We start from the raw sequence: 25,861 nt of genomic DNA, 5'->3' as shown, positions 1-25,861 counted from the left end.
TGAGGCCACACCCCACAAGACGGCCGAGAGAAAAACCAACCGAGACATTCAATGAAAAAGTACTTGATCGCGATGGCTGCGGCCACCGCGGCTGGCGGAGCACTGGCCCAATCTTCCGTCACGCTCTTCGGCGTGGTCGATGCCTCCGTGGTCTACACGCGCGGCAGCGGTGACGGATCGGCCCACAAGACGCAGCTGGGCAACAGCGGCAACATGTTCAGCCGCCTCGGCTTCCGCGGCACCGAAGACCTCGGTGGTGGGCTCTCGGCCAGCTTTTGGCTCGAGATGGGGCTGCAGAACGACAGCGGCACGGGCTTTCCGTCGAACTCGAACAACCAGGCCTCCGGCAACGGCACGCCTGGCGTGATGAGCTTCAATCGCCGCTCGACCGTGAGCCTGGCCGGCCCCTTCGGTGAGGTGCGCCTGGGCCGCGACTATGTGCCCGCCTTCTGGAACACCGCGATCTTCGATCCCTTCGGCACAGGCGGCGGCATCGGCGCCAACCAGATCTACTTCTCGGGCCTGGGCGGCCTCGTGGCACCCACGGGAACGCGCGCCTCGAACAGCGTCGGCTACTTCCTGCCGGCCAGCCTGGGCGGCTTCTACGGCCAGGTGATGTACGCGATGGGCGAGAACGACTCGACCTCGGTGCTGCCCGGCACGCAGGTGTCGAACAAGCGCGACGGCCAGCACACGGGCGCGCGCTTCGGCTACCAGAGTGGCGGCCTCAACGTGGCCATTGCCACCGGCCGCACGCGCTACGTCGCCGGCGACCTGCGCGTGACCAACCTGGGCGCGTCCTACACCTTCGATGCGGCGCTCATGAACCTCAAGCTCACGAGCGAGCTGTACAAGGAGTCGAAGGGCAGCACCGACGCCAAGGGCGTGCTGGTCGGCTTCCAGCTGCCCATCGGGCCGGGCGAGATCAAGGCCTCGTACGCGCGCTACAAGCTGGAGCCGCTCAACGCGGTGCGCGAGCCCACGACGTCGAAGCTGGCCATCGGCTACGTGCACAACCTGTCCAGGCGCACGGCGGTGTACGGAACCATTGCCCGCATCAGCAACAAGAACGGCGCGGCGCAGGCTTTGGCCGGCGCCATCACGCGGCCCAACCGCGCCTCCAGCGGCGTCGAGTTCGGCATGCGCCACATGTTCTAGGCGCGGCAAGACAGCGCGCCCCATCCACGCAGAGAGAGCCCCGGTCATGCAGAGCAAGAACTTCCGTTGGTACGGCGTCATCACGCTGTTCGTGATCGTGGCGATCTCCTACGTCGACCGCATCAACATCGCGGTGCTGATCACCGATGCGGACTTTCTGAAGCACGTCGGGCTCGACCCCTCCGACCGCGTGAGCCAGGGCCTGCTGGCCACGGCCTTCATGCTGGGCTACGGCATTTCGGCCTTCGTGCTCACGCCGTTCTGCTCGGCGCTGTTCGGTGTGCGGCGCAGCCTGGTCTACGGCCTCATCCTGTGGGGCGTGGTGACCTGGGCCTCGCCGATGTTCCACAGCTACGGCCTGCTGCTGGCCTCGCGCGTGCTGCTGGGCGTGTCGGAAGGGCCGCTGTTCTCGCTGGCCTCGTCGTACATCAAGGCGCACTTCAAGAGCGACGAGAACGGCAAGCCCAATGCGCTGGTGAACATGGGCACGGGCCTGGGGCTGGCGGTGGGTTATCCGCTGGTGGGCTATCTGCTCACGCAGTTCGATTGGGACAGCTCGTTCCATCTGCTCGGCGTGCTCAACATGGTGCTGGGCATTCCGTTGGTGCTGGCCTTCGTGCGCATGCCGCCGGGACATGGAGACGGCATCAAGCCTTCGTCGCTTGGCGATGCGCTGTCGCGCGTGGCCGGCATCGTGAAGGGCGCGCTGCACACGCGGCACTTGTTCCTCATCACGCTGCTGACCTCGGCGGCGCTGGCCTACCTCTGGGGCAGCAGCAACTGGCTGCCGACCTACCTGCGTGAAGCGCGCGGCTTCTCGCTGCGCGAGATGGGCTGGATCGCCTCGCTGCCGCAGTACGCGACGGTGCTTGCCGTGTTCACGGGCGGCGTGCTCATCGACAAGCTGGAGCGCGAGCGCGTGCCCTTCATCTTCATGGGCGCCAGCGCCGGCGTGGCGCTGTCGGTGCTGCTCGCCATCAATGCGCGCGACCCGTACATGGCGGCGACCTGCCTCGTGGCCGCCAACTTCTTCTGGGGCCTGCAAAGCCCCGCCATTCCGAGCACCGTGCAGCACTGCTCGCGGCCCGAGCACACGGCCAGTGCCTTCGGCGTGACCAACGGCGTGGGCAGCCTCGTGGCGGGCTTCATGCCGGCGCTGATGGGCGGCGTGATCAGCGCGGTGTCGCACAGCGGCGGTGCAGCGCACACCACGGTCACCGCGGCCTCGTCGGCGGCGGGTTTTTTCGCGGGTTTTGCACTGCTCATCGGCACGCAAGTGATCGTGTTCGCATGCGGCTTTCTGCTGTGGTGGCGCGAGCGTGCGCAGCGCACCCCTGCAGTCTCTGGTTCACAGCTTTCGTAGTGTTCGACGTGGCTTGAACCTTCGTACTGTGGCCGCTTCGTCACAGTGCATGGACCGTGTTTTTGTCATCTGCGTGAGCAGGTGTTTCGGGCACAGAACCATCTTCGTATTGCACGGCATGCACAGCCGGCCATGATGCCGTTCGACCTATCGCGCGCGAACAATTTGAGAGAGAAAAGTTCCGCGGCTCGTTGAGCTCATTGCATCGATCAGCTACAACTGCGAGCACTTCAACGGACGAGGGAATGCGCGTGAAATCAACCACAAGAGCCGCAGCCAGTCTTGCCGTCGGCATCGCTTTTGCCATGGCCCCGGCCGTTCACCCGACGGGTGAACGCATCGTGTCGATGCACGGGCACTGAGCCCGGCCCGCGACACCCCACCGCGTTCACACGCTCCCCCCACACCCCGCGTCCTGACGGGAATGGCGCCGCTCGCCCCGCGCATTCTGGGACCACCGCTGCACATGTGGTGCGGTCCGGCCTGAGCGTGCGTTCCTGACGAACTGGTGGTTCGCCGGGAGGGCGTTGTGTCGCCCGCTTTTTGTTGATCTGTCGTTCCACTCATTCCGCGCGCGTCACGTGCATCACCGGCTATCCGCCGGCGCCTGCGGTGCGGCGCATGTTCCTTACCAAGCGTACCCAGAGGCGATCATGAAAACACTGAATACACCTGTCGTTCATTGCCTGGCCCTCACGGCCGTGACCCTTGCCGCGCTGACGGCCTGCGGCGGCGGCGGAGACAGCGGCGGTGGCGCGTCGTTCGGCGGCACCGGGCTGAACGCGCCGTCGGCCACGGCGCCCGCAGCCGACGGCGGCGATGCCACCAAGAAAACACCCGACGACGGCGTGCCCGCTGCGTCCGATTCGGCGGTGGCCGCGGTCGATCGTTCGGCGCGGCCGATGGAGCTGCCCGACACGGTCTGGCCCGTCAACTACAAGCTGTGGTTTCGTCCCGATGCGGCGCTCAAGACGTTCGTGGGCCGCGCCGACGTGGAGATCGACGTGCTCCAGCCGGTCGATGCCATCGTCGTCGCCGCGCACGACCTCAACTTTGCGCGCGGGCGCACCACGCTGCGCAAGGTGTCGAAGCCGGGCGAGGCGATCCCGCTGATTCCCACGCTGCAGACGCGCGGAGACTTCGTGCAGCTGCGCCTGAACGACGGCCAGATCGCCAAGGGCAAATACCTGCTGCACATGGAGTGGGACGGCAAGATCCAGTTCTCCGATGCCGAGTACTGCACGCCGGAAGTGCTGGCGAAGAACCCGCTGTGCTCGGCCGCGTCGGGCATCTTCAAGGTAGGCCTTTCCACGCCCGAGGGCGTGAGCAGCGACGCGATCGTGACGCAGGGCGAAACCAACTTCGCACGCCAGTGGTTCCCGGGCTGGGACGAGCCGGCCTTCCGCCACACCTTCGAGATCTCGGCCGAAGTGCCGGGTGACTGGAAGACCGTGTCGAACGGCGCGCAGACCGAGGCCGTGAAGCTGCCCGACGGCTACCAGCGCGTAGCCTTCGAGAAGACGCCCTCGATGCCGATGTACCTGGCCTTCTTCGGCGGCGGCAAGTTCGACATCCTGGCCGACACCTTCAAGAACCCGCTCGACGGCAGCGACATGGCGCTGCGCTGGTTCACGCCGCCGGGCCGCTCCGACTGGGCCAAGTTCGCCATGGAGTGGACCAAGGTGTCGATGGACTACTACTACAAGTACACCGGCATTCCGCTGCCCTTCAAGAAGTTCGACACCGTGGCCGCCAACGACAGCTATGACAACAAGCCCAACACCGGCTTCGGCGGCATGGAGAACTGGGGTTCGATCTTCGAGTTCGCCGATGCAGTGCTCACCAAGCCCGGTGACAAGCCCACGCTGTACTCGGTGACCGTGGTCACGCACGAGGTGGCGCACCAGTGGTTCGGCGACCTGGTCACGCTCGACTGGTGGGACAACGTGTGGCTCAACGAGTCGTTTGCGCGCTGGTTCGAACGGCGCACCACGATCAAGTTCCACCCCGAGTACTACAGCTTCTCCGACTACGTGCTCGACAAGCACAACGTGATCGTGGCCGACCTGAAGCCTTCGGCCGTGCCGGTGCAGCGCAACCTGAACGACGCGGGCTCGTTCGGCTTCATCAGCCCGTCGATCTTCGTCTACAACAAGGGCAGCCACGTGCTGGAGACGATCCAGAACTACATCGGCGAAGAGGCGATGCAGAAGGGCCTGCAGATCTACCTGAAGGACTATGCGTACGGCAACGTCACGCCCACGCGCTTGTGGACCTCGCTGGAAAAGGCCACCAACAAGAAGGTCAGCGACATCGGCGACAGCCTCATCCGGCAGACGGGCGTGCCGCTGCTCACGGTCGATGCGCAGTGCGCCGGCGACCGCACCTACGTCAACATCACGCAGGAGTCGTTTCCCAACCAGAACCAGTTCCCGGCCTCGACGTGGACCCTTCCCGTCACGCTGGCGTACGGCGATGCGATGGAGAAGCGCGAGACCTTCGTGATGTCGAACAACGCCACGCAGGTCGAACTGCCGGGCTGCACCGCGGTGCTGGCCGGGCCGACGGGGCAGGACTACTACGTGAGCAACTACAGCGCGCCGTCGTGGAGCAACCTGCTGGCCAAGGTGCAGAACTTCGCAGGCAACAAGCCGCTGCTGCTGAACATCGAGCGCGATGCCTTCCGCCTGAAGGAAGTGGGCCGCATCACGCAGGCGCAGTACGACCAGATCAAGGGCGTGATCAACCTGCCGGCACCGCTGCTTGCCAAGACGCAGCAGAGCCAGCAGAAGATGGCGGCGGTGGAGGCGGGCGGCAAGGAAGAGTATCCGCACGCACTGCGCTTCCAGGGCAACCTGACGCTGCGCGAGAACCAGAAGCGCTGAGTCGGACGGACCTGAGCCTTCTTTCGTGAACCCCGCATGCGCCGCCGGGCGGCGCATGCGTCACCACTTCATCCGAACCTCATGAAAATTCTTCTGAATTCGTTGCTGGCAGTGGCCTGCGCGTCACTGCTCTCGGCCTGCGGTGCACGCGGCGGGCCCGAGACCGAACTGGTCGGCGTCTACGCCGTCGAACGCAACGGCGTGCTCAAGGAGGTCGTCAAGATCGAGCGCGACGGCGACCGCTACGTCATGCGCGACAAGGTGCGCACGCCCGAATGGAGCGAACCCAAGATGCAGATGAAGCCAGTCACTCGCGAACGCTGGAGCCGCATCACCACGGACACGGAGAGCACGTCCTTCGTCGGCATCTCGAGCGACCAGCTCGGCATCTTCAAGGTGCCGCCCGGGTGGCAGAAGAACGGCTTCAAGACGCAGACGGGCTACTTCCTGTTCTATTCGCAGGGACCGGTGGAAGCGCACAAGCTCTGATCGGCCACCAGCCCACGACGGCGCCCAGTGGCCTGTGCACGTGCCCTGAACAGGAGCGCCCAGTTACGGCGCGACGATCGCGCCTTCGATGCGATGGCGCTTCAACGCATCGGCCACAAAGCCCGAAGCCTTCATCTCTTCGACAAAGGAAGAGAGCAGCGCCTGCGCCTCGGCCCCCCGGCTGGCCGGCGTCCCCATCGCCTGCTGGATCACCATGAAACGCCCCGGCAGCACGCGCACCCCCGGTGCACGGGCCGCCTCGCCTTCGAGCAGCTGGCGAATGCCCGCCGCCACCTCGACCTCGCCTGCGCGCAATGCCGCGAGCGCAGGTCCCGCGCCCTGAAGGCGCACGATCTCGGCCGCCTTGATCTCGCGCGTGAGGAACAGGTCGTAGGCGCTCCCAGAGCCGACCGAGATGCGGTGGCCTTCAGCATCGACCTGCGCGTTGTCGGTCAGCGCAGAGGATTCGGGAACGAGGTAGCTGCCCTCGATCAGCACATAGGGCGCCGTGAAGCGCAGCCCTTCGCTGCGCGCCGGATCGACCGCGAAGAAGCCGATGTCGGCCTTCTCGTTCTTTACCGCGTCCACCGAGGCCGCGGCCTTCTCGAACACCACCAGCTCGATGCCTACGCCAAGGCGCCGCGCGAACTCGCGGGCCAGGTCGATCGACACGCCGACCGGTTCGCCCGTGGTGGCGTCCTTGTTGGCGAGGATCGGGTTGCCGAGGTTGATCGAGGCGCGCAGCGTGCCGCTGGGTGCGAAGGCGGTCACGAGGGCGGAAGAAGGCGAAGTGGTCATGGCGTCCGTTCGTCGGGAAGTCGGAAGGAGGGGATGAAGGCCGCCAGTTTACGGGCCGTGAGGCCGCTGCTTCAGCGCGCGGAGAGCGGCTCCAGCCCCGTCTTCGCGATCGTCGGCGCCGCGGCCGGCGCGTTGAGGTAGCGGATCAGCTGGCGCGCCGCGTCGGGCTGCTTCGAGGCCGTGGCCACGCCGGCCGAGAACACCGTCACGCGCTGCACTTCGGCGGGCAGCGGGCCGATGTAGTCGATGCCCTCGATGGGCAGCAGCTCGCTCACCTGCTGCAGCCCGAGCGCCGCGTCGCCGCGCGCCACCACCGCGCCCACGCGCTCGCTCAGGATGCGCTTGCTCTTAGGCTTCACCTGGTCTTCGATGCCCAGCTTCTTGAGCAGCTCGGTCTCGTAGTAGGTGCCGCTCGCGCTGGCCGAGTAGGCGATCGACGGCGCCGCGAGCAGCGTGCGCTTGAGCGCATCGACCGTGCCGATGTCGGGCTTGGGCGCCCCCTTGCGCACCGCGAAGCCGATCGACGAACGCACCAGGTCGACCTGGCTGCCCGCCACCACCTTGCCCTGCGCGACCAGCGCATCGAGCGCGGGGCGGGCCAGGATCACGACGTCGGCCGGCTCGTTGCGCCCGAGGCGGCTGGGAATCGAGTCGGTGGCATTGCCCATCGACGCACCGTAGGCCGTCTTCACGCTGCGGCCCGTGCTGCGCTCGAAGCCGGGGCGCAGCTCGTTGTAGGCGGCGGTGAAGCCGCCGGAGGTCATGACGTGGATGTCGCCGGTGGCTGTTGTTGTGGGCGGGGTGCCGGCGCAACCGGCGAGGATGAAGGAGGCGGCCACCGCCAGGGCAGCGCGGCGGGTCAGGGCGGAACGGGGAAGGAAAGCTTTCACGGCGTAGGTCTCCTGAAGATCGTGCCGTGTCATCGTAGGGGCCGAGGCTGTCAATCGGCCCTCAGAAAATACGGGGTTACTACTAGCGTGACGGCTTGGGCGCAGCAGGGCCCTTGTCAGGCGCACTTGCCGCCGGCAGGCGCCCCCGCTTCGCGAGCCCTTCGCGCAGCAGGAACTCGACCTGCGCGTTCGCGCTGCGCAGCTCCTGCGCCGCCAGCCGCTCGATCTCGGCCCACAGGGCCGGATCGATGCGCAGCGGGTAGGACTTCTTACCGGGACTGGCCATCAGGGAACAACGAGGTGGCGGCGGTGAGCGGGGGCCGTGGATGCATCAGGTGTAGAGCGTGCCCGTGTTGACCACGGGCTGGGTTTCGCGGTCCGAGCACAGTACCACCAGCAGGTTCGACACCATCGAGGCCTTGCGCTCGTCGTCGAGCACGACGAGGTTGCGCTCCGACAGTCCCTTGAGGGCGGCCTCGACCATGCCGACCGCGCCCGCCACGATCTGGTGCCGCGCACTCACGATGGCCACCGCCTGCTGGCGCCGCAGCATGACCTGGGCGATCTCCGGTGCGTAGGCCAGGTGCGTGAGCTTGGCGTCGAGCACCTCGACGCCGGCGCTGGCAAAGCGCTGGTTCAGCTCGGCCTTGAGCGCGTCGGCCACCACGTCGAGGCCGGCGCGCAGCGTGACCTCGTCGCTTTGCAGGTCGTCGCCGCTGTCGTACGCGTAGAGCGTGGCCAGGTGGCGGATGGCGGCTTCGGACTGGATGGCGACGAACTTGTTGTAGTCGTCGATTTCGAAAACCGCCTGGGCCGTGTCGTGCACGCGCCAGACCACGGCCGCGCCGATCTCCACCGGGTTGCCGCGCTTGTCGTTCACCTTCAGCGGCGGCGTGTTCAGGTTGCGCGCACGCAGCGAGATCTTCTGGCCCGACTGGAACGGGTTGGTCCAGCGCAAGCCCTCGGCGCGGTCCGTGCCCTGGTACTTGCCGAACAGCGTGAGGATGATGCCCTCGTTGGGCTTGAGCATGTACAGCCCCGGCAGCAGCGCGACGCCCGCGACGATCAGCAAGATGCTCAGGGGCAGCGGCACCATCCGCCGCACGAGAACCCAGGCGCCGAGCGCAAGAATCAGCAGCGCCACGGCGACGATGCCGTATCCGTTGACGGACCGATACGGCCGCTCCCTGCGGACCGGGCGAGGAATGGACGGGGTCTGCTCATGCATGGAGGCCTCCTGTTGAAAGTGATATCACTTTAATATCTTTTCGGAGACCGTCAAGACTTTCTTTCGGCCTGCCTTCGCCGGCTCGGTCGCTTCGCGCAGGCACTGCGCAAACTGCGCGACGAGGGGTGGGCTGGCCCGCGCCTTGCGCTGCAGCCCGACCTCGCGGTGGAACGTGGCCTCGCCGAGCGACAGCATGCGCACGCCCGGCGGCAGTGGAAGGTGGGCCTCGACCCATGGCACGAGCGCAACGCCCAGGCCCTTGGAGGCGAGATGGATGAGCCCGGAGATTTCGTCGACCTCGATGGCGTCGCTGACCACGAGGCCTTCGCGCTGGAGGAATCTTTCGACCATGCTGAAGTCTTTTGCGAATCTGGATTCGTTGTTCGCGGTCTGACCGCACCCGATTTTTCAGTCCAGTTGCCCGCTCGCCAACGCCGCCGCTGCAGCCCGCGTCTCCACCCCCAGCTTTTCGAAAATGTGCTCCAGGTGCTTGTTCACCGTGCGCGGGCTGGTGCCCAGGATCTCGCCGATGTCTCGGTTGGTCTTGCCCTTGGCGAGCCACGACAGCACCTCGGTCTCGCGCGGCGTGAGGGCTGCGTCGGCCAGGCGCGTGGCTGGACCCTCGCGCTGGATGGCGAACAGCAGCATCGTCTCGCCGAGCGCTGCCGCGCCCAGGTTGCGCACCGACAGCCGCAGGGCCGTGGCGGTGCCGATGGCAATCGATGCACCCGCCGCCAGCGCGGGCTCGACCGACGCGGGCAGGCGCCCCGGCGCCACCGGGTCTTCGAGCGCGTGCAGCCACAGCGCGGCTTGCGGCGAGCGCCAGGCGATGCGCCCGCGCGTGTCGACGAACACCACGCCCATGCCCGCCACGTCGACCGCGTCGCGCGCCATGCGCGTGATGCGGGCGTTGCGCGTGTGGGTGTGCAGGCGCGCCAGCACCTCCTGCGCGCGGATCGGCTTCACCACGTAGTCGACGCCGCCGCACTCGAAGCCCTCGACCACATGCGCGGTTTCCGACAGGCCGGTCATGAACAGCACCGGAATGTGTGCGAGCGCCGCGTTGGCCTTGATCCGCCGGCAGGTCTCGAAACCCGAGAGGCCCGGCATCAGGCCGTCGAGCAGGATCGCGTCGGGCACCACGAATTCGAGCCGCTGCAGCGCGGACTCGCCATCGGCCGCGACCAGCACGGTGTAGCCGCTGGCCTCGAGCGTGTCGCACAGCATGCCCAGGCTGCTGGGGGCGTCGTCGACCACCAGCACGACGGGGCGTTCGGACATCGATTCAGGGGGAGACGAGGGTGGTGTCTGCATCTTCGGCCAGTGCGTTGCGGAGCGTGTCGAGTTCGAAGCGCGTGACCATGCCGCGCAGCCAGGTGCAGGTGGCGGCCGCAGCGGGCGAGGCCGCCGCCAGCCGGTCGAGTGCGGTGTGCAGGCCGCGCACGTGGCCCATCTGCACCAGGCGCATGAGGTCGGCGCGGTCGTCTTCGTTGAGTGCGAGCAGGGGCGGGCGCGGCGGCGTCAGGTCGGGGTCGGCGGGCGGCGGCAGCGCATCGCCGGTCGCCAGCCATTCGAGGCCCAGGTGCCGCTCCAGCGTGGCGATGAGCTCCGACTCGATCACCGGCTTGCCCACGAAGGCCTGGCAGCCCGCGGCGCGCAGCCGGTCGGCCTGGTTCTCGAACATGTTGGCCGAGACAATGATGATCGGCAGCTCGGCGAAGCCCGAGGCCCGCACCGAGCGCGCGGTCTGCCAGCCGTCCATGTCGTCCATCGTCAGGTCCAGCAGGATGGCCGAGGGCAGCTCTTCGCGCAGGCTGTCCAGGCACTCGGTGCCGCTGGCCGCCTCGCGCACCGTGAAGCCCAGCGGCGCGAGCATGCCGGCCAGCATCTGGCGCTGCACCGGCTGNNCCACCACCAGCAACGTGCGGCGCTCGCCCAGGTAGCCCGACACCGGCTCGCGCGAGCCCGCCTGCGGGCCGGGGTCAGCGACCTCGCGCAGGTACACGCGCACGCCGAAGGTGCTGCCCGCCGACGAGGTGGAGGCCAGCTTGAGCTCGCCGCCCATGAGCGAGGTGAGCAGCCCGGTGATGGTCAGGCCCAGCCCCGTGCCCGGCTCGCCCCGCCGGCGGCCCGCGGCGCCGCGCTCGAAGGGCAGGAAGATGCGCTGGCGGTCTTGCGGTGCCACGCCGATGCCGGTGTCGACCACGTCGAAGCGCAGCACCTCGCGCCGCGCGTCCACATGCAGCGTAACGGTGCCGCTGTCGGTGAAGCGCACGGCGTTGGTCAGCAGGTTGATGAGGATCTGGCGCAGCCACTTCACGTCGGCATGCACCCACGGCGGCAGCCGGCCCGCATGCGTGTAGACGAACGCCAGGCCCTTGGCCTCGGCCTGGGGCCGCACCATCTGCACCACCTGGTCGAGAAAGGCCGGCAGCGCCAGCGGCGAGGGCTCCAGCTGCAGCCGCCCGGCCTCGATGCGCGCGAGGTCGAGCAGGCCGTCGATGAGGCCGAGCATGTGCTCGCCGCTGCGGTGGATGGTCTGCACCGCCTCGCGCGGCGGCAAGGCCGCATCGCCGCCCTTGAGCAGGATCTGCGAGTAGCCCAGGATGCTGTTGAGCGGCGTGCGCAGCTCGTGCGTCATGCCGGCCACGTAGCGCGTCTTGGCCTGGTTGGCGGCTTCGGCCGCTTCCTTGGCGGTCTGCAGTGCCGCGTCGGTGCGGCGGTGCGCCTCGATCTCCAGGGCCAGCAGGTTGTTGTGGCGGTTCGATTCCTCCTGCGCCATCTGCCGGCTCTCGCTGCCCAGAACCACCCACCATGCCGCCACGGCGGCCACCACCGAGAGCAGTGCGAACACTTTCAGGAAGGCCGTCGCCATCGCCGAATCGATGGTGCCGGCGATGGCCTCCTGTGCGTAGACCACGCCCACCACCGTGGCGAGCAGCGCGATCAGCGAAGTGGCGACCAGCAGGTAGTGCGCGACGCGGAAGTTCAGCCGCGCCGACAGCGCGGGCGGCAGCAGCGCCTGCAGCCAGCCGCTCATCTGCTCGGCGGCGCGCGAGTCGGTCTTGCAGCGATCGTGGCAGCGCGATTCGAGCGTGCAGCACAGGGAGCAGATCGGTGCGCTGTAGGCCGGGCAGTGGGCCATGTCTTCCGATTCGAAGTGGTTGTCGCACACCGAGCATTTCACGCTCTGGCCTGGTGCCCAGCGGTCGATGTCGGTGCGCGCCAGGTAGTAGCGCCCGCGTGTCTTCCAGGCCAGCAGCGGCGACACGGCCATGGCCGTCGCCAGCGCAATGAAGGGCGAGAAGGCCCGCGCCCACTGGCCGAGCGCGCCCGAGTAGGCCAGCATCGCCAGCGCCGCCGCCACCAGCATCGCGACCAGGCCGACCGGGTTGATGTCGTACAGGTGTGCGCGCTTGAACTCGATGGCCTTCGGGCTCCAGCCCAGCGGCTTGTTGATGACCAGGTCGGCCACCAGCGCGCCGACCCAGGCGATGGCGATGTTGCTGTAGAAACCCAGCACGTGCTCCAGCGCGGCGAACACGCCCAGCGCCATCAGCAAGATGGCGATGGCCACGTTGAACACCAGCCACACCACGCGTCCCGGGTGGCTGTGCGTGAGCCGCGCAAAGAAGTTCGACCACGCCAGCGAACCCGCATAGGCGTTGGTCAGGTTGATCTTCATCTGCGACACGACGACGAACAGCACCGTGATGCCCAGCACCCAGGCCGGGTCGCGCAGCACGTACGAAAAGCCCGTGAGGTACATCTGCGTCGGCTCGATCGCGTGGTTGGCCGGTATCTCGTGCTGCAGCGCCAGGAAGGCCAGGAATGCGCCGCCCATCATCTTCAGCATGCCCGGCACGATCCAGCCCGGCCCGGCGACCAGCACGGCCGTCCACCAGCGCCCGCGGTTGGCGGCAGTCTTCTCGGGCAGAAAGCGCAGGTAGTCGACCTGCTCGCCGATCTGCACCACGAGCGAGAAGGCCACCGTGGCCGCCGCGCCGAACATCAGCGGATCGAAGCCGCTGCTGTCCGAGGTGCGGCCCACCAGGCCGGTGAAGTCGGCATACAGCTCGGGCTTCTTCACCATCACCGCGATGAAGGGGCAGACGAACAGCACGATCCAGATCGGCTGCGTCCACAGCTGCAGCCCCGAGATGAGCGTGATGCCGCGCGCCACCAGCGGAATGATCACGATCGACGACACCAGATACAGAAGCCACAGCGGCCAGTCCAGGTACATCTGCAGCGCGAGCGAGAGGATGGCCGCCTCCAGCGCGAAGAAGATGAAGGTGAAGCTCGCGTAGATCAGCGAGGTGAGCGTGGAGCCCAGGTAGCCGAAGCCCGCGCCGCGCGTGAGCAGGTCCATGTCGACGCCGTGTCGCGCGGCGTAGTACGAGATGGGCAGGCCCGTGAGGAAGGTGATGAGCCCGACCACGAGGATCGCCCACAGCGCGTTCGAGAAGCCGTAGCTCAACGCGATGGCGCCTCCAATGGCCTCCAGCGCCAGGAACGAGGTGGCGCCGAAAGCCGCGTTGGCCACGCGGAACTCCGACCACTTGCGAAAGCTGCGCGGCGTGTAGCGCAGCGCGTAGTCCTCCAGCGTTTCGTTCGCGACCCAGGCGTTGTAGTCGCGGCGGATGCGAAAGATCTTCTGTCCGGAGACGGATGTCATGGCGGGTTCTCGCGGCGGCGGCTGTGGCATGCGACAGGTACAGCAAGAAGCGCTCCCTGCTGTCTCCTGCGTTGTCTGGCTCGGGAGTCTGCGGGTGGGGCGGGGGTGCACCGCTACGTTGAATGACGTATTCGCGCAGAGGCAAGTGATTTCTAAAGTACCAGCCATGGTGCTCACGGCACCGTCCGATGCACTGCGATGGTGCGCGGCTCACTCTTCTTTCAACCTGCCTGGAGTTCCTGATGTCGCGTGATTCCGATCCTTCTTCCCTCGATGCCATGGCACTGCGCCGCCGCCGCCTGCTGCAGGGCGCCGCCGCGCTGCCCGTGATGGGCCTGAGCGGCCTGAGCTTCGGCCAAGGGCAGTTCCCCACGGCCAAGGTCAACACCACCAAGCTCGCGGTGACCGACACCGAAGTCACGGTGGGCCAGCTGCATTCGTCCACCGGCACCATGGCCATCTCGGAGACCGGCTCCATCCAGGCCGAGCAACTGGCCATCGACCAGATCAACGCCATGGGCGGCATCCTGGGCCGCAAGATCAAGGTCATCAAGGAAGACGGCGCCTCCGACTGGCCCACCTTCGCCGAGAAGTCGAAGAAGCTGCTGGTCAACGACAAGGTCGCGGCCGTGTTCGGCTGCTGGACCAGCGCCTCGCGCAAGGCCGTGCTGCCGGTGTTCGAGAAAGAGAACGGCCTGCTGTACTACCCGACCTTCTACGAAGGCCTGGAGCAGAGCAAGAACGTGATCTACACGGGGCAGGAGGCCACGCAGCAGATCATCTGGGGCCTGGATTGGGGCGCGAAGGAGAAGAAGGCCAAGACCTTCTTCCTCGTCGGCTCCGACTACATCTGGCCGCGCACCTCGATGAAGATCGCGCGCAAGCACATCGAGAACTTCCAGAAGGGTTCGGTCAAGGGCGAGGAGTACTACCCGCTGGGCCACACCAACTTCAACTCGCTGATCAACAAGATCAAGGTCGCCAAGCCCGACTGCATCTTCGCGGCCGTGGTGGGCGGTTCGAACGTGGCGTTCTACAAGCAGCTCAAGGCCGCGGGCATCACCGGCGACAAGCAGTTCCTCTTGACGCTGGCCGTGACCGAAGACGAGATGACCGGTGTGGGCGGCGAGAACTTCGCGGGCTTCTACTCGTCGATGAAGTATTTCCAGTCGCTGGACAACGAGAACAACAAGAAGTTCGTGGCCGCCTTCAAGGCCAAGTACGGCAAGGACGCGGTGATCGGCGACGTGACCCAGGCCGGCTACCTCGGCCCGTGGCTGTGGAAGGCCGCGGTGGAGAAGGCGGGCAGCTTCGACATCGACAAGGTCGTGGCCGGTTCGCCGGGCATCGAGCTGAAGACGGCGCCCGAAGGCTACGTGAAGCTGGATGCGAACCATCACCTGTGGAGCAAGGCGCGCATCGGACAAGGGCAGCTGGATGGCAGCTTCAAGGTGGTGGCGGAATCGGCTGAACTGATCAAGCCCGATCCGTTCCCGAAGGGCTATCAGTAAACCGGCCGCAGGCCCTCATTCCAAACCTCTCCCGCGTGTGGGAGAGGGCACAACCTCCAACACTCCGGAACTTCCGCCATGACGCTGTCGGACATGATGAACATCGGCCTGATGCAGGGCTTCGCGGGGCTGAGCCTCTTCGCGGTGCTGCTGCTCATGGGCCTCGGGCTCGCGATCATCTTCGGGCAGATGGGCGTGATCAACATGGCGCATGGCGAGTTCATGACCATCGGCGCCTATTCGATCTTCCTGGCCGCGCAGGTGACCGAGCGCATGGCGCCCTCGCTCATGCCGTACTACTTTCCGATCGCGATCGGGCTGGCCTTCGTGTTCGCCTTCATCGCCGGCTGGCTCGTGGAGTGGGCGCTGATCCGCCACCTGTACAAGCGGCCGCTCGACACGCTGCTGGCCACCTGGGGCGTGAGCCTGGGCCTGCAGCAGATCTTCCGCACCTTCATCGGCCCGAAGGAAGTGAGCCCCACGCTGCCCGAGTGGCTCATGGGTTCGTGGACGCCGCATGAAGGCCTCGACATCCCGATCAACGGCCTGTTCGTGCTGGCGCTCACCGCGCTGGCCACGGGCGGCGTGCTCATCGCCTTGCACAAGAGCCGCTGGGGCCTGCGGGTGCGCGCCACCGTGGCCAACCGCACGATGGCCAACGCCACCGGCATCGACACCCAGAAGACCGACCGCCTCACCTTCGCCATCGGCTGCGGCATTGCCGGCGTGGCGGGCGCGGCCTTCACCACCATCGGCTCGACCGGGCCGACCTCGGGCTCGCTGTACATCGTCGACGCCTTCCTGGTCGTCACCTTCGGCGGCGCGGCCAGCCTGCTGGGCACCGTGGTCTCGGCCTTCGGCATTGCGCAGACGCAATCCATCTCGGAGTTCTTCATGACCGGCTCGATGGCCAAGGTGCTGACGCTGTCGCTGATCGTCTTGATTCTGATGATGCGCCCCCAAGGCCTCTTTGCCGTCAAGGTGCGTCGCTGAACCCGATTCCTTCCCGGAGAACCTCTCGATGAATTTCCTCAAGGCCTCGATCCAGCGCTACCAGCTCGGCAGCCTCCTGCTGCTGGTGCTGCTGCTCGCGGTGGTGCTGCCGCTGTCGCTCGACATCTTCCGCCTCAACCTTGTGGGCAAATACCTCACCTATGCCTTCGTGGCCGTGGGCCTCGTCATGGTGTGGGGCTACGGCGGCGTGCTGAGCCTGGGGCAGGGCGTGTTCTTCGGCATCGGCGGCTATGCGATGGCGATGTTCCTCAAACTCGAAGCCTCCGACCCCATCACGACCAAGATCCAGTCGACGCCCGGCATCCCGGACTTCATGGACTGGAACCAGATCACCGAGCTGCCCGCGCTCTGGTTGCCGTTCAAGAGCCTGCCGCTGAGCCTCGCGCTGGTGGTGCTGGCGCCAATGGCCCTGGCCTGGCTCGTGAGCTTCGCGATGTTCAAGCGCCGCGTGGGCGGCGTGTACTTCGCGATCATCACGCAGGCGGTGGCGCTCATCTGCACCGTGCTCATCATCGGACAGCAGGGCTACACGGGCGGCGTGAACGGCATGACCGACCTGAAGACGATGCTCGGCTGGGACACGCGCACCGACAGCGCAAAGTACATCCTTTACTACGTCTGCGTGGGCCTGCTGGTGCTGAGCATCCTGCTGTGCCGCTGGGTGCAGACCAGCAAGCTGGGCACGCTGCTGCTGGCCATGCGCGACAAGGAAGACCGCGTGCGCTTCTCGGGCTACGACGTGTCGAACTTCAAGGTCTTCACCTTCTGCCTGGCGGCCGGGCTCTCGGGCATCGGCGGTGCGATGTTCGCGTTGCAGGTGGGCTTCATGTCGCCGAGCTTCGTGGGCATCGTGCCCTCGATCGAGATGGTGATCTTCTGCGCCGTCGGCGGGCGCATGAGCCTGGTGGGCGCGGTGTACGGCGCGCTGCTGGTGAACGCGGGCAAGACGCTGTTCTCCGAGAGCTTTCCCGACCTGTGGCTGTTCCTGATGGCCGCACTCTTCATCGGCGTGACCATGGCTTTCCCGATGGGCCTGGCCGGCCTGTGGGAAGACACGATCAAGCCGTGGTGGGCCTCACGCCGCCAGGCCCTGCGCGACGCCGCGGTGAAGCCGCCGCCCGCCGCCGTGTCGGCCCCTTCCCCCGTCGCCGCGCCGCAGGCCGAGCCCGTGCTGCCCGAAGGCATCGGCCGCCAGCGCGCCTGATCGAACCCGGAGCCCCCACCCCATGAGCAACACTGACTTCGCGCTCGCCGTGGAAGACCTCACCGTCTCCTTCGACGGCTTCAAGGCCATCGACGACCTGACGCTGTACATCGACAAGAACGAGCTGCGCGTGATCATCGGCCCCAACGGCGCCGGCAAGACCACGCTGCTCGACCTGATCTGCGGCAAGACGCGCGCCAGCGCCGGCAGCATCAAGTTCAAGAACACCGAACTCACGAAGATGGCCGAGCACAAGCGCGTGCGGCTGGGCATCGGCCGCAAGTTCCAGACGCCGTCGATCTACGAGAACCTCAGCGTGTTCCAGAACCTGGAGGTTTCCTTTCCGAAGGGGCGTTCGGTGTTCGGCGCACTGGCGTTCCAGTGCGACGACGAGGTGAAGTCGAAGGTGCAGGCGGTGGCCGAAGACATCGGCCTCGCGGACAAGCTTCGCACCGAAGCGGGCCTCTTGAGCCACGGACAGAAGCAGTGGCTGGAGATCGGCATGCTGCTGATGCAGGAGCCCGAGTTGCTGATGCTCGACGAGCCCATCGCTGGCATGAGCGCGCGCGAACGCGAGCTCACGGCCGACCTGCTCAAGCGCATCTGCCGCAACCGCGCCGTGATCGTCATCGAGCATGACATGGCCTTCGTGAAGCAGATCGCGCACAAGGTCACCGTGATGCACCAGGGAAAGATCCTGGCCGAAGGGCCGATGGAGAAGGTGCAGGCCGACCCGAAAGTCATCGACGTCTACCTGGGGCACTGAACCATGAGCACCATCATGCTGAAGGTCGAAGACCTGCACGTCGCCTACGGGCAGAGCGAGGCGCTGCACGGCCTTTCGTTCGAAGGCCATGCGAACGAAACCATCGCCATCATGGGTCGCAACGGCATGGGCAAGACCACGCTGTTCAAGAGCCTCATGGGCGTGCTGCCGCTGAAGAGCGGGCGCATCGAGGTAGCGGGGCAGGACGTGTCGCGCGACGAGAGCTTTCGGCGCGTGGCCAAGGGCATCGCCTACGTGCCGCAGGGCCGGATGATCTTTCCGACACTGACCGTGGAGGAGAACATCCAGACCGGTCTGGAGAACTCGAAGACCCGGCGCATCCCCGAAGAAATCTACGCGCTGTTCCCCGTGCTGTGGGACATGAAAAGCCGCAAGGGCGGCAACCTCTCCGGCGGCCAGCAACAGCAGCTCGCCATTGCACGCGCGCTCGTCACCGACCCCAAGGTGCTGCTGCTCGACGAGCCCACCGAGGGCATTCAGCCTTCGATCATCAAGGACATCGCCAAGGCGCTCAACGAGATCCGCAAGCTGCGCGGCATCACCATCGTCGTGTCCGAACAGGTGCTGAGCTTCGCGATGGACGTGGCCGACCGGCTGTTCGTCATCGAAGGCGGCCGGCTCGTGCACGAGACCGCGCGCGACAAGACCGATGTCGAGCACATCAAAGCCTATCTCTCTGTCTAACCACAACCCCAGGAGCCACTGCACATGACGGACACGCTGATCAAGGTCGACCTGACCCAATCGCCCACCGAGAACGAGAACATCCACAACCGCTGGCATCCGGACATTCCGATGGCCTGCTGGGTCAACCCGGGCGATGACTTCATCCTCGAGACCTTCGACTGGACCGGCGGTTTCATCAAGAACAACGACAGCGCCGACGACGTGCGCGACATCGACTTGAGCACGGTGCACTACCTCTCGGGCCCGGTCGGCGTGAAGGGTGCGGAACCCGGCGACCTGCTGGTGGTCGACCTGCTCGACATCGGCGCGAAACAAGACAGCCTGTGGGGCTTCAACGGCTTCTTCTCGAAGAAGAATGGCGGCGGCTTTCTGACCGATCACTTTCCCGAAGCGCAGAAATCGATCTGGGACTTCAAGGGCATGTTCACGAGTTCGCGCCATATTCCGGGTGTGAACTTCGCAGGCCTGATCCACCCTGGCCTCATCGGCTGCCTGCCCGACAAGCCCATGCTCGACATGTGGAACGAGCGCGAAGGCAAGCTCATCGCCACCGACCCGGACCGCGTGCCCGGGCTCGCGAATCCGCCGTTCCCCGGCACCGCCCACATGGGCAAGATGACCGGCGAGGCGAGGGCGAAGGCCGCGGCCGAAGGCGCGCGCACCGTGCCGCCGCGCGAACACGGCGGCAACTGCGACATCAAGGACCTGTCGCGCGGCTCGAAGGTGTTCTTCCCCGTGTACGTCGACGGCGCGGGCTTGAGCGTGGGCGACCTGCACTTCAGCCAGGGCGACGGCGAGATCACCTTCTGCGGCGCCATCGAGATGGCCGGCTGGGTGCACATGAAGGTCACGCTCATCAAGGGCGGCATGGCCAAGTACGGCATCAAGAACCCGATCTTCAAGCCCAGCCCGATCACGCCGCAGTACAACGACTACCTGATCTTCGAAGGCATCTCGGTCGACGAGAGCGGCAAGCAGCACTACCTCGACGTGAACGTGGCCTACCGCCAGGCCTGCCTCAACGCCATCGAGTACTTGAAGAAGTTCGGCTACTCGGGCGCGCAGGCTTATTCGATTTTGGGCACCGCGCCCGTGCAGGGCCACATCAGCGGCGTGGTCGACGTGCCCAATTCGTGCGCCACGCTGTGGCTGCCCACGGGCATCTTCGACTTCGACATCAACCCGAACGCCTCGGGGCCTGTGAAGTTCATCGACGGCAGCGTGGACATGCCGCTGTCGCACGACCTGCGTTGACGCCATGCCGACCTACGACTACGCCTGCAGGCAGTGCGGCGGCTTCGAATCGCTGCGGCCTTCGGGCCAGCGCGACGAGCCCGCCGCCTGCCCCGATTGCGGCACGGCTTCGCTGCGCGTGTTCACGGCCGCGCCGCGCCTGGCGCTGATGGCCGCCGACACGCGCCATGCGATGGCCACCAACGAACGCGCGCGGCACGAGCCGTCGAACTCGCGCGACTATGCGCGGCTGCGGCATCCCTCGGGCTGCGGTTGTTGCTCCGGAGCCTCGCGGCGCGGTGCCACGCAGATCGCGCCGAACGGTGCGAAATCGGCCCCGTCGCGGCGGCCCTGGATGATCTCGCACTGAGCCTTCGGCGTGCGTTCTTTGCATGCGTGTGGCGCATGCAAAGAATGCCGTTGACGAGAACTTTCTCGTGCGTTCCCTCTGGAGGGAATAGCTGCGGACACCGCATCGCATGCGCGGGCGACGCGCGATTGTTTCAATCCCGTGAACGCCGCGATTCCTTTTGCTGCCGTTTTTTTGGGCGCTTCAGGTTCAAACTTCATCCCATCAACACACCACCTGAAGGAGATTGAAATGAATGCCTCGAAGACCCTCGCCGCCGTTGCCCTCTCGCTCCTGGCTGTTGCCGGTGCCCACGCTGAAACCTATGACGGCGTGCACACCGTGAACTCGACGCTCTCGCGTTCGGAAGTCGCGTCGCAAGCCGTGGCTGCCGCCCGTGCCGGCAACGAGTACAGCGATGGCGCCACCGCCGGCGCACAGACCTTCACCTCGACCGCCGATCGCTCCACGATCCGCGCTGAAGCCGTCGCCAAGGCCCACGACCCGCTCGCCAGCCTCGACCGCCGCGCGTTCTACCGCGACGAAGTGCCGGCCGCGTACAAGAAGCCCAGCGTGTCGTTCACGCGCCAGGCTGGCCTGTAATTGGTCGACGGCAGCTCCAGCTCCCTCGGGCGCTGACAGAACGAACGGGCCCTCGGGCCCGTTTTTTCATGCCTGCATCTTCGCCACGAGGCCCGCAACATGCTCGCCCAACGCGAGCGACGCGGTCAGACCCGGCGATTCGATGCCGAACAGATTCACCAGTCCCGCAATGCCGTGGTCCTCCGGCGTCTGGATCACGAAATCCGTCGCCGTGTTGTGCATCGACGAACCCGGGCCCGCGAGCCGTGGGCGGATGCCGGTGTAGCCCGGCTGCAACTCACCGTCCTGCAAAGCGGGGTAATAGCGTCGAACCGATTGGTAGAAGGCGGCCTCGCGCGAGGCGTCGAAGCTGTAGTCGACGCCGTCGCGCCAGCTCAGGTCCGGCCCGAACTTGCATTGCCCACCGAGGTCGAGCGTCACGTGGGCGCGCAAGGCGCCTTCACGCCCGGTCGGGTACACGAGATGGCGGAAGGGCGATTTGCGCGCCAGCGAGAAGTAGTGGCCGATCGCGCAGTACAGCGGCGGCACCAGCCCCGCCGGCATGCCGTTGATCCGCGAGGCCACCTGCTGTGCACCCAAGCCAGCCGCGTTCACCACCGTGCTGCACAGCACGCTCGTTGCTTGCGCGCCGTCCACCTCGACCACAAGGCCGTCCGCAGTGGGCCGCACGGCCCGCACGCGACTGTGCAGCGCAAGCGAGGCACCCGCACGTTCCGCGTCGCCCAGGTACGACAGCATCAGCGCGTGGCTGTCGACAATGCCCGTCGAGGGCGAGTGCAGCGCGCCGACACAGGCCACCTCGGGCTCCAGGTCGCGCGCTTCGGCGGCGCCGAGGATGCGCAGGTCGGTCACGCCGTGGGCCGCGCCGAGTGCGATGTACTTGTCGAGCTCGGGCAGCTCCACGTCCTGCACCGCCACGATCAGCTTGCCGATGCGCTGGTGGCCGATGCCGCGTTCGGCGCAGTAGGCGTACAGCGTGGCCTTGCCCGCCACGCACAGCCGGCCCTTGAGCGAACCGGGCGCATACGAGATGCCCGCGTGGATCACCTCCGAATTGCGCGCGCTCGTGTGCGTGCCGATGGCGTGCTCGGCCTCGAGGATCACCACCTCGCGTCCCGCCAGGGCGAGCGATCGCGCGATGGCCAGGCCCACCACGCCGGCGCCGATCACGACGCAGTCGATCCGGTCCATGTGGTTCAGTCCAGCTTGATGCCGGATTCGCGGATCAGCGCGCCCCACTTGGCGTGCTCGGCGCGGATGTAGGCGTCGAACTGCTGCGGCGTGCCGCTGGCGGGCACGCTGCCTTCCTGCGCGAGCTTGTCCTGCACGTCCTTGCGAGCCACCGTCTTCACGACGGCGGCGTTGATGCGGTTGACCACGTCGGCGGGCAAGCCTGCCGGGCCGACGAGGCCGACCCAGGTCGTGGCCTCGAAGCCGGCGAAACCCTGTTCGGCCACGGTGGGCACGTTCGGCAGCGCGGGCAGGCGCTTGGCCGAGGTGACGGCCAGCGCGCGGGCACGGCCGTTCGACAACTGCGACATCACCGACACGCTGCTGCCGAAGTACAGCGCGATCTGCCCGCTGATCAGGTCGTTCATGGCCGGGCCTGCGCCCTTGTAGGGCACCTGCATGACCTTGATGCCCGCGCGGCGCGCGAGCATTTCGCCGGCCAGGTGCCCCACGGTGCCGTTGCCGGCCTGCGCGATGCTGAACTCGCCGGGCTTCGTCTTCGCGGCCTTGATGAAGTCGGCCAGCGTGCGCAGCGGCGAGTCGGCCCGCACGGCGAGCACGACGGGCTGCGAGGCCACTTCGGCGATGGGCGAAAAATCTTCCAGCGCCTCGAAGGGCATCTTCGAATAGAGCCAGGGGTTGATCGTGAGGTTCGACGTTTGCCCCATGCCGATCGTGTAGCCGTCGGGCGCGGCCTTGGCCACGGCATCGAGGCCGATGTTGCCGGCCGCGCCGGGCTTGTTGTCGACGACGACGGTCCATCGCTCGAGCGAAGTGAGGCGCTCCGCAATCAGGCGCGAGGTCGCGTCGGTGCCGCCGCCGGGCGTGAAGGGCACCACCAGCTTCACGGGGCGCTGCGGCCAGTCGCCTTGGGCGTAGGCCATCCCGGCGGCCTGCGCGAGGGATGCGAGGGCGGTGGTTTGCAGAAAGTCTCTACGGTTCATGTCTTGTCTCCTGGAGGTTCTTGTGATTTCGCGGCTGCCGCTCAGACCGGCAGGCCCTTGGCGCGCAGCACGGCGTCGAAACGCTCGGGGTCGGCGGTGCCGGTGCGGTTGGTCTCGCGGATCTTGGCTTCGCGCGCCAGGTGGGCCCGCGTCTTGACGAGCACGTCGGCCGCTTCGGCGGCCGGCACGGCGATGACGCCGTCGGCATCGCCCACCACGAGGTCGCCCGGCATCACGACCAGGCCCGCGCACGAAACCGGCACGTTCACTTCGCCGGGGCCGTCCTTGCTGGGTCCGCGGTGCGTGTGGCCGCGCGCGAAGATCGGCATGCCGTCTTCGGCCCATTCGCAGAGGTCGCGCACCGCGCCGTCGATGACGAGGCCGGCCAGCTGGCGCGCGATGCAGGTGGTGCGCATGAGGCCGCCGACCAGCGCCTGCGTGAGGTCGCCGCCGCCGTCGATCACGAGCACGTCGCCCGGCGCGACCATCATCAGCGCCTTGTGGATCATGAGGTTGTCGCCGGGCCGCACGCGCACGGTGACGGCGGGGCCGCACAGCACGGTGTCGAGCCGCGTGTGGTACTGGCGCAGCCCGACGGTGCCGACATTGCGGCTCATCGCATCGCCGATGGCGGCCACGGGCAGCGTGTGGAATGCGTCGACGAGGGCGGCGTCGGGGCCGGGCGCGCGCGGGTTGATGCGGTAGCCGGGCGGCCAGGAGAGCGGGGCGGTCATGCGGTGGTTCCGTGCAGGAGGAGGGAAGACAGGACCTGCGGGTTCACGCAAGCCGAAGGATCGACCGGGCGGCCTTGCAGCCAGCCCAGCACGTTGCGTGCGGCGCCGCTGGCCATGCCCGCGAGCGCCGCGGGCGTGGAGCCGCCGACATGCGGCGTGAGCACCACGTTGGGCAGGGCGGCCAGCGGGCTGCCGGCGGGCAGGGGTTCGTCGGCCATGGTGTCGAGGCCGGCCGCGTGCAACTGGCCGCTTTGCAGCGCGGCGATGAGCGCGGGCTCGTCGATCACCTCGCCGCGCGCCGTGTTGACGACGATCGCGCCACGCGGCAGCGCCGCAAGCTGCGCGGCGCCGAGCATCTGGCGCGTGTGGCGGTTGAGTGGCACGTGCAGGCTGAGCACATCGCTCAGCGGCAGCAGCGCATCGAACGAAGGCAGCAGGCGCACGCCGGCCACCGGGCTCGGTCCGTTGCCCAGGGCCGGGTCGAACGCAGTCACCTGCATGCCGAGCGCGAGACCCACGCGCGCCACGCGCTGGCCGATCTGGCCGAAGCCGACCAGGCCCAGCGTCTGGCCGTGCAGCTGCACGCCGTCCTGCGCGCGCGACCAGCGGCCGCCGTGCAACTCGCGGTCCATCCAGCCGATGCGGCGGGCGGCGGCGAGCATCAGGCCGAGCGTCATCTCGGCGACCGACTGCGCATTGGCGCCGGGCGTGACGTACACCGGAATGCCGCGCGCGCTGGCCGCTTCGACGTCGATGTTGCTCACGCCCACGCCGTGCTTCGAGATCACTTTCAGCGCAGGGCACGAAGCGATGGCGCGGGCCGACAGTTGCACGGTGCGCGAGATGACGGCATCGATGGGCTCGCTGGCCATCACACGCTCGACTTCTTCTGCGCTGTCTGCGCTGTCTGCGTTCGCAAGGTAGATGACGCGGGCGCCGGCTTCGGCAAGAAGGTCGACGCCGGCCTGGGCAAGCCGTGGCGCGGTGACCAGGACGGTGGGGTTCATGGAGGAATCGATCGTTGGAGGGGCGGTATGGGCTGGATTGTGGAAATCGCCATTCATTCCGTCCAATCGATAATGTTCATTCATCGATTCCTCGGAGCTATGAATGGACATCCAGCTGCGCGACCTGAAATATTTCGAGGTGGTCGCCGACACCGGCCATTTGAGCCAGGCCGCCGACAAGCTCGGGCGCACCCAGCCCGCGCTGACCAAGGCGGTGCAACGGCTCGAGGAAGCCTTCGGCAGCGCGCTGTTCGAACGCAGGGGCCGCGGCATCCAGCTCACGGCGGTGGGCGAGGTGCTGCTCGCACGCGCCCGGCTGCTGCGCGGCGCCACCGAAGAGGCACTGCGCGAGGTGAGCGATTTCGCCAAGGGCAACGCGGGCCATGTGCGCATCGGCAGCGGGCCCATTGCGGCCGACCACGTGCTGCCCGAGGTGTGCAACCTGCTGCTGGCCGAGGCGGGCGACACGCGCATCGACATCACGGTCGCGCCCAGCATGGCGCTGCGCGAGCGGCTGCGCGAAGGCGCCATCGACCTCCTGATCGGCCTCATGCCCGAGCACGACCCGGCCTTCGTCACGCATTCGATCGTCGAGGACGTGGTGGTGGTCGCTGCCAGCCCGCAGCACCCGGTGTTCGACCTGCCAAAGGTCACGATGAAGTCGCTGCTGCAATGGCGCTGGGTGCTGCCCGCCGATCCCATTCCCAGCCGCCAGTGGCTCGACGCGGCGTTTCAATCGCGCGGGTTGCCGCTGCCGGCGGTGCAGGTCAACGCGAACTCGATCCCGCTGCTGCCGCGCCTCATCTCGCGCTCCGACCTGCTGAGCTTCCTGTCGCGCCACACGCTCGGTGCACCGGGGCGCGAGGGCACGCTGCGCGAGGTGCCGCTGAAGGAGACCACGCTGCGCCGCCACCTGGGCGTCACGTACCGCAAGGAGGGCTACCTGTCGCCGGCGGCGCGGCGCCTTGTGACCTTGCTGCGCAGTGAGGGCGCGCAGCTTTTTTCGTCGGCGCTGTCAGGCCAGGCGGCTGCGGCCGTGCCGCACAAAAGCGCCATCGGGCGCGGGTAA

At 67.2% G+C, this 25,861-nt stretch carries 24 protein-coding genes and 1 pseudogene; 13 read left to right on the top strand and 12 right to left on the bottom strand.

All coding sequences use genetic code 11. The features are described 5' to 3' along the window. Positions 1–51: 51 nt before the first annotated feature. The 4 genes from ASD34_RS22290 to ASD34_RS22275 all read left to right on the top strand — a co-directional run bounded on the left by ASD34_RS22290 (position 52) and on the right by ASD34_RS22275 (position 5,895). Positions 52–1,158 (top strand): porin, encoded by a 1,107-nt coding sequence (locus tag ASD34_RS22290; protein ID WP_056582177.1) that lies wholly within the window; start codon positions 52–54, stop codon positions 1,156–1,158. Between the two features lie 46 nt (positions 1,159–1,204). Continuing rightward, positions 1,205–2,521: an MFS transporter gene (locus tag ASD34_RS22285; protein WP_056582176.1), complete on the top strand. Its 1,317-nt coding sequence runs from the start codon at positions 1,205–1,207 to the stop codon at positions 2,519–2,521. 653 nt (positions 2,522–3,174) lie between these two features. Then, a complete protein-coding gene (locus ASD34_RS22280; RefSeq protein ID WP_056582174.1) occupies positions 3,175–5,406 on the top strand; it encodes a M1 family metallopeptidase in 2,232 nt (743 codons plus the stop codon). 81 nt (positions 5,407–5,487) lie between these two features. After that, a complete protein-coding gene (locus tag ASD34_RS22275) occupies positions 5,488–5,895 on the top strand; it encodes a hypothetical protein (protein WP_056582172.1) in 408 nt (135 codons plus the stop codon). Between the two features lie 63 nt (positions 5,896–5,958). Here the strand turns inward: ASD34_RS22275 and ASD34_RS22270 are convergent, their stop codons facing one another. The 8 genes and pseudogenes from ASD34_RS22270 to ASD34_RS22240 form a co-directional block, all read right to left on the bottom strand. Then, entirely contained in the window at positions 5,959–6,693 is a 735-nt protein-coding gene (locus ASD34_RS22270) for a transporter substrate-binding domain-containing protein (RefSeq protein WP_056582171.1), read from the bottom strand. A gap of 71 nt (positions 6,694–6,764) precedes the next feature. Next, complete coding sequence (locus ASD34_RS22265; RefSeq protein ID WP_414929884.1) at positions 6,765–7,583, bottom strand: substrate-binding domain-containing protein; 819 nt, start codon at positions 7,581–7,583, stop codon at positions 6,765–6,767. A gap of 82 nt (positions 7,584–7,665) precedes the next feature. Further along, entirely contained in the window at positions 7,666–7,869 is a 204-nt protein-coding gene (locus tag ASD34_RS22260; RefSeq protein WP_056582167.1) for a hypothetical protein, read from the bottom strand. 45 nt (positions 7,870–7,914) lie between these two features. Next, the gene (locus tag ASD34_RS22255; protein WP_056582165.1) at positions 7,915–8,811 is read right to left on the bottom strand and encodes an SPFH domain-containing protein; all 897 of its coding nucleotides are present in this window, start codon (positions 8,809–8,811) and stop codon (positions 7,915–7,917) included. 24 nt (positions 8,812–8,835) lie between these two features. Beyond that, positions 8,836–9,162, bottom strand: a complete 327-nt coding sequence (locus ASD34_RS22250; protein WP_056582163.1) for a LysR substrate-binding domain-containing protein — start codon at positions 9,160–9,162, stop codon at positions 8,836–8,838. A 57-nt stretch (positions 9,163–9,219) separates the two neighbouring features. Beyond that, positions 9,220–10,125, bottom strand: coding sequence for a response regulator transcription factor (locus tag ASD34_RS22245; RefSeq protein WP_056582161.1), 906 nt, complete (start codon positions 10,123–10,125; stop codon positions 9,220–9,222). Next, positions 10,097–10,717: pseudogene (locus ASD34_RS28385) on the bottom strand (response regulator); the annotation flags it as partial. The gene ASD34_RS22245 and the pseudogene ASD34_RS28385, both read right to left, overlap by 29 nt. 2 nt (positions 10,718–10,719) lie before the next feature. Further along, positions 10,720–13,489 (bottom strand): ATP-binding protein (locus tag ASD34_RS22240; protein WP_235510158.1); only part of this gene is annotated, 2,770 nt, incomplete at its 3' end. A 242-nt stretch (positions 13,490–13,731) separates the two neighbouring features. On the opposite strand from ASD34_RS22240, the gene urtA reads away from it, so the two are divergent. The 8 genes from urtA to ASD34_RS22200 all read left to right on the top strand — a co-directional run bounded on the left by urtA (position 13,732) and on the right by ASD34_RS22200 (position 20,877). Further along, entirely contained in the window at positions 13,732–15,000 is a 1,269-nt protein-coding gene (gene urtA, locus ASD34_RS22235; protein ID WP_056582156.1) for an urea ABC transporter substrate-binding protein, read from the top strand. Between the two features lie 78 nt (positions 15,001–15,078). Beyond that, the gene (gene urtB, locus ASD34_RS22230) at positions 15,079–15,993 is read left to right on the top strand and encodes an urea ABC transporter permease subunit UrtB (RefSeq protein ID WP_056582154.1); all 915 of its coding nucleotides are present in this window, start codon (positions 15,079–15,081) and stop codon (positions 15,991–15,993) included. Positions 15,994–16,021: 28 nt separating this feature from the next. Then, positions 16,022–17,218, top strand: coding sequence for an urea ABC transporter permease subunit UrtC (gene urtC, locus ASD34_RS22225; protein WP_056582152.1), 1,197 nt, complete (start codon positions 16,022–16,024; stop codon positions 17,216–17,218). A gap of 22 nt (positions 17,219–17,240) precedes the next feature. Beyond that, on the top strand, positions 17,241–17,984 hold the full coding sequence (urtD, locus tag ASD34_RS22220) for an urea ABC transporter ATP-binding protein UrtD (RefSeq protein ID WP_056582150.1): 744 nt from the start codon (positions 17,241–17,243) through the stop codon (positions 17,982–17,984). Between the two features lie 15 nt (positions 17,985–17,999). Further along, a complete protein-coding gene (gene urtE, locus ASD34_RS22215; RefSeq protein ID WP_056582637.1) occupies positions 18,000–18,689 on the top strand; it encodes an urea ABC transporter ATP-binding subunit UrtE in 690 nt (229 codons plus the stop codon). Positions 18,690–18,713: 24 nt separating this feature from the next. After that, positions 18,714–19,946: a formamidase gene (gene fmdA / locus ASD34_RS22210; RefSeq protein WP_056582148.1), complete on the top strand. Its 1,233-nt coding sequence runs from the start codon at positions 18,714–18,716 to the stop codon at positions 19,944–19,946. Between the two features lie 4 nt (positions 19,947–19,950). Then, positions 19,951–20,295, top strand: coding sequence for an FmdB family zinc ribbon protein (locus tag ASD34_RS22205; RefSeq protein WP_056582146.1), 345 nt, complete (start codon positions 19,951–19,953; stop codon positions 20,293–20,295). 231 nt (positions 20,296–20,526) lie between these two features. Then, the gene (locus ASD34_RS22200) at positions 20,527–20,877 is read left to right on the top strand and encodes a hypothetical protein (RefSeq protein ID WP_056582144.1); all 351 of its coding nucleotides are present in this window, start codon (positions 20,527–20,529) and stop codon (positions 20,875–20,877) included. A gap of 66 nt (positions 20,878–20,943) precedes the next feature. Here ASD34_RS22200 and ASD34_RS22195 read toward each other — a convergent pair whose 3' ends face one another. Genes ASD34_RS22195 through ASD34_RS22180 form a run of 4 tightly spaced genes read right to left on the bottom strand, consistent with a single transcriptional unit; the run spans position 20,944 to position 24,792 of the window. Next, complete coding sequence (locus ASD34_RS22195) at positions 20,944–22,068, bottom strand: NAD(P)/FAD-dependent oxidoreductase (protein ID WP_056582141.1); 1,125 nt, start codon at positions 22,066–22,068, stop codon at positions 20,944–20,946. Positions 22,069–22,073: 5 nt separating this feature from the next. Continuing rightward, positions 22,074–23,051: a Bug family tripartite tricarboxylate transporter substrate binding protein gene (locus ASD34_RS22190; protein WP_056582139.1), complete on the bottom strand. Its 978-nt coding sequence runs from the start codon at positions 23,049–23,051 to the stop codon at positions 22,074–22,076. 41 nt (positions 23,052–23,092) lie between these two features. Beyond that, positions 23,093–23,785 (bottom strand): RraA family protein, encoded by a 693-nt coding sequence (locus ASD34_RS22185; RefSeq protein ID WP_056582137.1) that lies wholly within the window; start codon positions 23,783–23,785, stop codon positions 23,093–23,095. Beyond that, positions 23,782–24,792, bottom strand: a complete 1,011-nt coding sequence (locus ASD34_RS22180) for a hydroxyacid dehydrogenase (RefSeq protein WP_056582135.1) — start codon at positions 24,790–24,792, stop codon at positions 23,782–23,784. The genes ASD34_RS22185 and ASD34_RS22180 overlap by 4 nt, the downstream gene beginning before the upstream one ends. 103 nt (positions 24,793–24,895) lie before the next feature. Between ASD34_RS22180 and ASD34_RS22175 the strand changes: the two genes are divergently transcribed. After that, complete coding sequence (locus ASD34_RS22175; protein WP_056582132.1) at positions 24,896–25,861, top strand: LysR family transcriptional regulator; 966 nt, start codon at positions 24,896–24,898, stop codon at positions 25,859–25,861.

Source organism: Variovorax sp. Root473 (genome assembly GCF_001426505.1).
In the GTDB taxonomy this organism is placed as follows: domain Bacteria; phylum Pseudomonadota; class Gammaproteobacteria; order Burkholderiales; family Burkholderiaceae_C; genus Variovorax.
This window is presented reverse-complemented; position numbering and strand designations above follow the sequence as displayed.